Below are 8,597 nucleotides of genomic sequence, written 5' to 3'. Positions count from 1 at the left end.
AGAGCATTTGGGTAAATGCATGAGAGCTGGAGTGACCGAAGAGCAATGTGAAATGCATTTTCGGTCACTCCACCATATATCAAATATTATTTATAATAAGTAGAATGTCTTGCCCCCATTACTTGATAATGTTCCTTCAAAATCCGCCGGATCTGTTTCCTAGATTCAATCACCTGACACCACTCAAAAATCAAATTTGTGGTTATTTTTATATTTGGAAAAAGTAGCTGAAGCTCCTTAACAGCCCGCAGTATGGCTTCCTCCACTGTCTCCACACACCCACATGAATGGCAGACTAATATATTTCCATCATACGAAATAGAAAAGGAATGGCATAACATGCAGCATGTTCCCTTTTTCAACTGTTGATAGTCGTATGGCGGTAATCGAGTGTATGGAGAAACTGTTTTATGGGCCTTCACTAAATCCTCGGCAAGCCTATAGTGGTCATCGTTAAGTATAGAAGTTCTCCCATTTAATTCATCAAAAAATTTATCGAGCTGAGTGGGATAAATAATCGGCTTGTTCAATGGTGCCTGATAGAGGGTGAATGCGGGATTGACAAAGAATACATTTGATTTTATAGAAGTAGAGTATTTTTTCTTTTGGAGAAACTGGCGAAGCAAGGTGTCACTTCTTTTAATTTGGTCCAGTGGATTCTGAATCTCCGTATCATTCATTGCGAAAAACTGATCGGACTTATAATAATAATCGCCCTCGAAGTTTTTCACTTCACAAGGAAAATGGGTTCCTTGGCTGATTATAAACGAATCTATTTGAAAATTGGTAGAATTCTTCTCCAGCAATAAATCATTTAAAATCAGAAACTTATTTGAATCAAGCCCTTCAGTAATTTGATCAAACATCAGCTCACCTTTGAATCCTTTTTCTAAGTTAGAAAAAATTTGTTTTGCTTTGCTTGGTAAAGTCATATGGTTATCCAAAATCCGAAAAATCTTCATCTCATCTGACTCAATACGCTCTTTATATGCCATAATCCACTTCCTTTCGTCATTCTTTAATCATAACTGAGTGGAAAAAATAAATGCGTGAATATTATGTTAACAAATTAAGAATTCATAATAGGAAAAGTTTGAATTATCGTATAAAATATAAAATATTACAAAGTTGTGAACAAGGGGAAGAAATCATGGTGCAAACAGCTAATAAAACAGAAACGATTCCATCGCTTAAAAATAAGATTCTTGCTTTATATGAATACCTTAATAAAGCGGGGGACGCAGAAAATGCAGAGAAGACAAAGCAATTAGCTAAGAAGCTTCAAAACCGAGAGTTTATGATTGCTTTTTGCGGTCACTTCTCAGCGGGAAAATCAACGATGATTAACAAAGTAGTTGGCGAAAATTTGCTGCCATCAAGTCCGATTCCCACTAGTGCAAACCTTGTGAAGGTTAAAACAGGTGAGGAATATGCGAAAGTTATTTTTAAAAATGAAAAGCCTCGGATGTATTTGGCACCGTATGATTATGAATTAGTTAAAAATTACTGCAAAGACGGCGACCAAATCGAGGAAATTGAAATCAGCCATGCGGACTCCCAGCTGCCCGCAAATACAGTGATTATGGATACGCCTGGAATTGACTCGGCTGACGATGCCCATAGGGTTGCAACTGAATCTGCCATCCACCTTGCTGATTTAGTTTTATATGTAATGGATTACAATCACGTCCAAGCAGAACTGAATTTCTTATTTACGAAGGAATTAACGGAAGCCGGAAAAGAAGTGTATCTTGTGATCAACCAAGTGGATAAGCACAAGGAAGAAGAGCTTACTTTCGGCAAATTTAAAGAAAGTGTAAAGGATTCTTTTGGCGCATGGGGCGTTAAGCCAGCGCGAATCTTTTATACTTCCTTAAAGTTTCAAGATCATAAATTAAATGAATTTAAGGCACTAAAGGCATTTATCGCGGAGAAATTACAGAATAAAGATCAACTTCTACATCAATCTATTTTTCATTCCTTAAAAAAGATCGCTCAAGACCATCTTGACCATCAACGCAAAACAAGGGAAGACGAACTTCAGCCAATCTTTGATGTATTAGAGGAGCTTTCTGAGGAAGAAAAAAAACAGCTAACACAATCGTACCAATCACTTACCGTGAATCTTCTGGCCCTTAATAAAGGGGTAGTAGAAACGGAAAAGGAAATGGACGATGAAATCGCTAAAATTATGAAGAATGCTTATTTAATGCCGTTTCAAACCAGAGCATTAGCAGAATCATATCTTGAAGCTGCACAGCCTGAATTTAAGGTGGGATTCCTCTTTTCCAAACAAAAGACCTTAGAAGAGAAGAATGCCCGTCTTGACCGACTTTATCAGGACCTAGTCGATAAAACAAAATCACAGCTAGAATGGCATTTACGTGAATATTTAAATAGTGTCCTTAAAAATAATGGACTTGATAACCAAGAGCTGTTAAGTAAAGCTCAATCATTTTCCATCGATGTTCCTGTCGAATTGATTGTTCAAACGGTTAAACCAGGAGCTATGGTTTCGGGCGAATATGTGCTTCATTACACAGAGGATTTAGCGAATGGAATTAAAAAAATAGCGCGGGAAGGCATCTCAGAGTTTAAAGCCTCACTTATGCCTGCATTAGAAGAGAAAACAAATCAGTTAACAAAAATGTATCAAGAGGAGTTTGAAAATCTAGAACAGTATGTGACGGCGCTCGGTGAACGAACGAAATTTGAACAAGAGACTGCGAGTACGGAAGCCTCCGTATATAAATTGTTAAATGAAACCGTTGAAAACAAGTCAGACACTTACTTGCTTTTTCAACAGGAGGAAGAAGAAGCTGAAGTAATTCATGGTCAACACCGTTCTGAAACAAAGGAAATTCAGAAAAACAAGACGCTTCAGTCGGAAGCAAAGGTCAATTCTAATGTGACGAGGAAAAGTGAAACGAAAGAGGCAAGAAATCATTTGCAGAGTATGGTTGCAAGATTGAATCAATCCGCAATGTTGATTGACGGCCTGCCAGGTTTTCAAAAGATGGCAAAGGAATTGGAGGAAAAAGCAGACCGGTTAGAACATAAAGGGTTTACAGTCGCATTGTTTGGTGCCTTCAGTGCGGGTAAGTCTTCATTTGCCAATGCCTTGATGGGAGAAAAGGTACTACCTGTATCCCCAAATCCAACAACTGCAGCGATTAATAAAATTAAGCCAGTAACTGCAGAGTACCAACATGGAACTGTGCTTGTGAAATTTAAAGAAGCCAACGCGATGCTTGAAGACGTAAATCGTTCATTAAAACTATTCGACCTTCAAAGCCCCAATTTACAAGCAGCTCAAGGCGAAATTGATAAAGTAATGCTCGAAAAGGGTCAAGAGGCTGTATCAGAAAAGACTCACTACGCATTTTTACAAGCGTTCAAAAAAGGATTTCATCTTCACGGGGACCAACTTGGAAGTGTCCTGGAGACGGATTTAAAGGAATTTGCAGACTTCGTTGCGTTAGAAGAAAAATCGTGTTTCGTGGAATGGATTGAGCTTTACTATGATTGTGAATTAACCCGCAAAGGAATCACACTCGTCGATACTCCTGGAGCCGACTCCATCAATGCCCGTCATACTGGAGTAGCTTTCGATTATATTAAAAACTCAGACGCGATATTGTTTGTTACCTATTATAATCATGCCTTTTCAAAAGCAGACCGAGAGTTTTTAATCCAGCTGGGAAGGGTAAAGGAATCATTCCAGCTTGATAAGATGTTCTTTATTATTAATGCGATTGATTTAGCTGAAAACGAGGAAGAAAAGGATACGGTTGCCGATTACGTAACAGAGCAATTAATAAAATATGGGATTCGAAATCCGCATCTGTATCCGTTATCGAGTTTATTAGCACTAAAAGAAAAGCTCGAACCAAACACAGACATTCAGTCATGCATGGGGAATTTTGAAGGGGATTTCTACCATTTTATATCAAATGATTTAACAGAAATGGCCATTACCTCTGCTGGGAATGAATTAAATCGTGTTCAAGAGCTGATCGGTAAATTAATTCAAAGTTCAAAAGAGGATCATTCTGTAAAAGAACAAAGACGCATTGAATTAGAAAAACAAAAGTCCATAATGAAAGCTATACTGGAAAAACAAAGTTCAGACGGTTTACAAAAACGGATGACGCAAGAAGCAGAAGAACTTCTGTACTATATTAAACAGAGAGTATTTTTCCGTTTTGGTGACTTTTTTAAGGAAGCATTTAATCCAGCTGCCTTAAGAGACGACGGAAGAAATTTAAAGAAGGCATTACAGGTTGCATTGGATGAAATGCTAGAAAGTTTAGGTTTCGACTTTGCTCAGGAACTGCGTGCAACAACAGTCAGACTGGATGTCTTTGCAGGAAAAGTGTTAATGGACTATTATTCAGCCATAACACGCAGTATGATGGAAATCAATAAGGACATATCTTTTTCATCCTTTGAGATGAAACATAAAGGAGAAATAGAATTTCCATTAGCATTCCAGAATCTAAACAAACAGCAGTTTGCAAAATCCTTGACATATTTCAAAAATCCAAAGTCCTTTTTTGAAAAAAATGAAAAGAAGCTAATGAGTGATGAACTCAATCACGTGCTAAATGGTCCAGCCGATGACTATTTGAAAGTAGAAGGTGAAAACCTAGCTACTTATTACTCCGAAGTAATAAGTGACCAGTTTAAAAAATTAATAACGCAGATAAATGAGCAAGCCGAAGACTTTTACGTTAGCATATTTACTGCATTGGACGGCGGAGTTCCGATCGATTTGTTAGAAGAGATATATCAAAAGCTAGAAGAGTCAAAGAATTAATTTACTGGGGGATGCCAATGGATATTATCATTGACCAAGAATGGCTTCTGAAACATTTACATCAGGAAAATATCAGAATTGTGGATTGTTCATTTTCATTAGCAAATGCAGCAAAAGGCAGACAGGAATATGATAAAAATCATATTCCTGGAGCGATCCATTTTGACCTTGAAAAAGACCTATCTGGTGAGGTGAGTGAGCACGGCGGCAGACATCCATTGCCACCGATCAAAGAGTTCATTGATAAGCTTGAACATGCTGGTATTGATGAAAATGTGACGGTGGTTGCGTATGATCAAGGGGAAGGTGCTTTTGCCGCAAGGTTTTGGTGGATGCTGACATACCTTGGACATGAAAAAGTATTTGTCCTAGACGGAGGATTTAGCGGCTGGAAGGACGGAAACTATCCCGTGACGACAGAAGTACCAGTTTTTGAGAAAACTACCTTTATGACAAAACTAAATCACGAAGTATTCGCAAGCATGGAGGATGTCAGAGCCGTGGCGGGGGCAGTAGACTCTCAAACGATTCTTATAGATTCAAGGGAAGAAAGACGCTATTTGGGATTAGAGGAACCGATTGATAAAAAAGCCGGGCGAATCCCTGGGGCGATAAACAAGCCGTGGTTTGAGGGTCTAAATGCGGGCTATTATAAACCTGCAGATGTGCAAAGAGAACGTTTTAATGACATTAGTCCAGATAAACAAATTATCGTCTACTGTGGATCTGGCGTGACAGCACTACCAAATTTTCTTGCATTAAAAGCAGCCGGGTTTGAAAAGGTAAAACTTTACTTGGGAAGTTTTAGCGACTGGATTTCCTATCGAGAAAATGAAATAGATTAAGTTTTTATGCTATAATAGTTTTTTAATCGATAGGGGGTCAAACATTGGAAAATCAAAAACCTTCACTTATGCTAGTTGATGGCATGGCGCTTTTATTTCGTGCTTTTTATGCTACGGCTGTTTCAGGCCAGTTTATGATAAATTCAAAAGGAATTCCAACCAATGGTATTCATGGTTTTATAAAACATTTATTTACTGCAGTATCTTCATTTAATCCGTCGCACGTAGCTGTTTGTTGGGATATGGGAAGTAAAACATTTCGGACTGAATTGTATAATGCCTATAAAGGGAACCGTGGTGAAGCACCTATAGAATTAATACCACAATTTGATTTAGTAAAAGAAGTAGTTGCCTCTTTTGATATCCCGAATATTGGATTAGCAGGCTATGAAGCCGATGATTGCATCGGAACCCTTGCCTATCAAGCAAAGGAGCATGCAAATGTCTCAATCCTAACGGGTGACCAGGATATTCTTCAGCTTCTCGATGAAAGTATTTCAGTCATTTTATTGAAAAAGGGATATGGCAATTACCAAGTTCATACACCTGATACATTCTTTGAAGAAAAAGGGATTACACCTCGACAAATGATCGATCTAAAGGCTTTAATGGGAGATACTAGTGATAATTATCCTGGAGTCAAGGGAATTGGTGAGAAAACCGCTCTTAAGCTCCTAAAGGAATTTGAGCATGTTGAGGGGATTATCTCGAATCTCGATCGTCTTTCAAAGTCCCACAAAACGAAAATTGAGCAGGATTTAGAAATGCTTCATTTATCACGCATCCTTGCGGAAATCAAGTGTGATGTACCTGTAACATGTACTCTTGAAGAGGCTGGTCTTAAGATTGAAAAAGAAAAGGCATTAAATAAATTAATGGAACTAGAGCTCCGCGGCTTGCAGCGTTTGCTGCCGCTCGAGGCATCGTTTGTTTCCTAAAATTCGAGGCTGCCCCAACACAGGGCAGCCTTCTTATAATCTCCTATTTAATGACGGAGCATTTCTATTGAAGGATGCATAAAAAACTTAGGAAGTGACAAGGATGGGGAAGCTAATAGACGCACATATTCATTTAGATCAATATGATGACATTGAAATTGCCGCGCTAGCTGAGAAGAACGAAACTATTGAAGCACTGGTTTCAGTTTCGATGAATCTGGATTCATGTAAAAGGAACCTAGTTTTATCGGAACGATTTCCTATGGTAAAACCAGCATTTGGTTTTCATCCAGAGCAGCCTCTACCACCAGAAAAAGAACTTAATGAACTAATAAACTGGATGAGAGTTAACAAGGACAAAATGATTGCTGTGGGAGAAGTAGGGCTGCCGTTTTTTATGAGGGCAGAAAATAAAGTCACAAAAAAAGATTATGGCCGCTATATTGAATTGCTTGAAATATTTGTGAATCTAGCGAAAAGATGGGATAAGCCAATCTCTCTTCATGCGGTCTATTCTGATGCCCCAGTTGTTTGTGATCTTCTCGAAAAGCATTCCGTTTCTAAGGCCCATTTTCACTGGTTTAAAGGGGATCAGCGGACAACAGAGAGAATGTTGGCAAACGGATACTTTGTTTCAGTTACTCCGGAGATTGCCATGGGAGAACCTGAAAACGTCACTTTAGTACGAAATTATCCGATTAAACAAATTATGGTTGAAACAGATGGTCCATGGCCCTTTGAAGGTCCATTTTCTGGGAAAAGAACCCACCCCTTTATGATGGAGGAGTCGCTTAAAACAATAGCGGAGATCAAAGGTATGGATATTCAGAATATATATACGCAAATTCGAAACAATACGAAAAGATTCTTTAATATATAGATCGCGGTCCAAAAGTGGTTAAATGTTTAAATCCCTAAAGCCCAAGGCTGTCCCAAAGAAGGACAGCCTTTTTCCATATTATTTGGTATTGCTTTTCTTCGCTGCATTTTCCAATTTACTCTTTGGATCTTCTGTCATTTCCGCATCTTGTCCATAGCCCTGTGGATTAACTCCTGGTGCCTTAACACCGCGATTTCTTGAACCATTTTTACTCACGGCTGTTCACCTCCCATTTTTTTAGTATTTCCACGTGAGAATAATAAAACTCAACTTTCTAAACAATAAAGATAAGAGGTGATAAAAATGAACAAAGGTGTTTATTTAGCCCTTTTTAGCATTGGCTTAGCACAGGGCATGAAAATTCCGATTCATTATTATAAAAAGAAAGAATGGCGACCAGACCTCTTTTTCCAAACGGGTGGAATGCCAAGCTCCCATTCTGCAGGAGTGTCAACACTCACTACTTATATTGCGTTACAGCGTGGTTTACCAACTTTTGATTTTGCCCTTTCATTGGTGTATGGGTTAATTGTCATGTATGACGCACAGGGAATCCGGCGTCAAACGGGTGAACTCACTTTAAAGGTAAATTCCATGCATGATTTAATGGAAAAAGTGGACAAAGAAGAAAGCGTTGAATTTAAACAAGAAGCTCCAAAAAAGTTAAAAGAAATGTTAGGACATCAGCCCGAAGAAGTAATTGGCGGAGCGCTTCTTGGTGCTTTGGTTGGAGTAGTTGGGCATAAATGTTCAGAAAAGAGTAGAAAATTGTCGAAATTTAGGTTAAAATCTGATAGTAGATGGTTTTAAATTGCTTGGAGAGGGATGGAGAAGCCAGTGCGGACAGTTGATGAGTATTTGCATTACTTGGAAGGAAAAGGTTTTCACTTTCATGAGGAGGCAATCGGGTTTATCTATTTTGGGAAACACTATACGGATGCTTCTGATGAATTAATAAATTCCGCAATAGAGATTACATTAAAGGCCCAGAAAAGCTTTGATGGCAGCTTTTATGTATCGTTATTAGAAACCCTTGTTTCGAGCAAAATACAAACAAGAAATGCGGCTTTAAAGTTCGTAAGAGAAAGAGAACTAGTCGCAATATAAACAAAATC

The 8,597-nt window shown here is 38.4% G+C and carries 8 protein-coding genes; 6 read left to right on the top strand and 2 right to left on the bottom strand.

The features are described from left to right. Nucleotides 1-86: 86 nt before the first annotated feature. Nucleotides 87-995, bottom strand: coding sequence for a nuclease-related domain-containing protein (locus tag V7108_RS01870; RefSeq protein ID WP_335567241.1), 909 nt, complete (start codon nt 993-995; stop codon nt 87-89). A 155-nt stretch (nt 996-1,150) separates the two neighbouring features. On the opposite strand from V7108_RS01870, the gene V7108_RS01865 reads away from it, so the two are divergent. From V7108_RS01865 to V7108_RS01850, 4 genes are all read left to right on the top strand, one after another. Then, entirely contained in the window at nt 1,151-4,819 is a 3,669-nt protein-coding gene (locus V7108_RS01865) for a dynamin family protein (protein WP_335567240.1), read from the top strand. Between the two features lie 23 nt (nt 4,820-4,842). Further along, entirely contained in the window at nt 4,843-5,664 is an 822-nt protein-coding gene (locus tag V7108_RS01860) for a sulfurtransferase (protein WP_335519618.1), read from the top strand. Nucleotides 5,665-5,708: 44 nt separating this feature from the next. After that, entirely contained in the window at nt 5,709-6,602 is an 894-nt protein-coding gene (locus tag V7108_RS01855) for a 5'-3' exonuclease (RefSeq protein WP_335567239.1), read from the top strand. A gap of 103 nt (nt 6,603-6,705) precedes the next feature. Continuing rightward, nucleotides 6,706-7,482 carry a TatD family hydrolase gene (locus tag V7108_RS01850; protein WP_335567238.1) on the top strand — a complete coding sequence of 259 codons (777 nt, stop codon included), beginning with the start codon at nt 6,706-6,708 and terminating at the stop codon, nt 7,480-7,482. A 78-nt stretch (nt 7,483-7,560) separates the two neighbouring features. Here the strand turns inward: V7108_RS01850 and sspL are convergent, their stop codons facing one another. Beyond that, a complete protein-coding gene (gene sspL / locus V7108_RS01845; protein WP_306073616.1) occupies nt 7,561-7,698 on the bottom strand; it encodes a small, acid-soluble spore protein L in 138 nt (45 codons plus the stop codon). Nucleotides 7,699-7,785: 87 nt separating this feature from the next. On the opposite strand from sspL, the gene V7108_RS01840 reads away from it, so the two are divergent. After that, nucleotides 7,786-8,292 carry a divergent PAP2 family protein gene (locus tag V7108_RS01840; RefSeq protein WP_335519582.1) on the top strand — a complete coding sequence of 169 codons (507 nt, stop codon included), beginning with the start codon at nt 7,786-7,788 and terminating at the stop codon, nt 8,290-8,292. 15 nt (nt 8,293-8,307) lie between these two features. Beyond that, on the top strand, nt 8,308-8,589 hold the full coding sequence (locus V7108_RS01835; RefSeq protein WP_335519579.1) for a DUF6123 family protein: 282 nt from the start codon (nt 8,308-8,310) through the stop codon (nt 8,587-8,589). The last annotated feature ends 8 nt before the right edge of the window (nt 8,590-8,597 follow it).

Source organism: Neobacillus vireti, assembly GCF_036962345.1.
In the GTDB taxonomy this organism is placed as follows: Bacteria; Bacillota; Bacilli; order Bacillales; family Cytobacillaceae; genus Neobacillus; species Neobacillus vireti_A.
The sequence above is the reverse complement of the archived record's forward strand: the minus strand, read 5'-3'. Positions and strand labels throughout refer to the sequence as shown.

What these genes read in the sequence shown, in the direction of transcription:
- V7108_RS01840 (WP_335519582.1), top strand. Translation starts at nt 7,786, where the DNA reads ATGAACAAAGGTGTTTATTTAGCCCTTTTTAGCATTGGCTTAGCACAG.
- V7108_RS01870 (WP_335567241.1), bottom strand. Translation starts at nt 995, where the DNA reads ATGGCATATAAAGAGCGTATTGAGTCAGATGAGATGAAGATTTTTCGG.
- V7108_RS01835 (WP_335519579.1), top strand. Translation starts at nt 8,308, where the DNA reads ATGGAGAAGCCAGTGCGGACAGTTGATGAGTATTTGCATTACTTGGAA.
- V7108_RS01865 (WP_335567240.1), top strand. Translation starts at nt 1,151, where the DNA reads ATGGTGCAAACAGCTAATAAAACAGAAACGATTCCATCGCTTAAAAAT.
- V7108_RS01850 (WP_335567238.1), top strand. Translation starts at nt 6,706, where the DNA reads ATGGGGAAGCTAATAGACGCACATATTCATTTAGATCAATATGATGAC.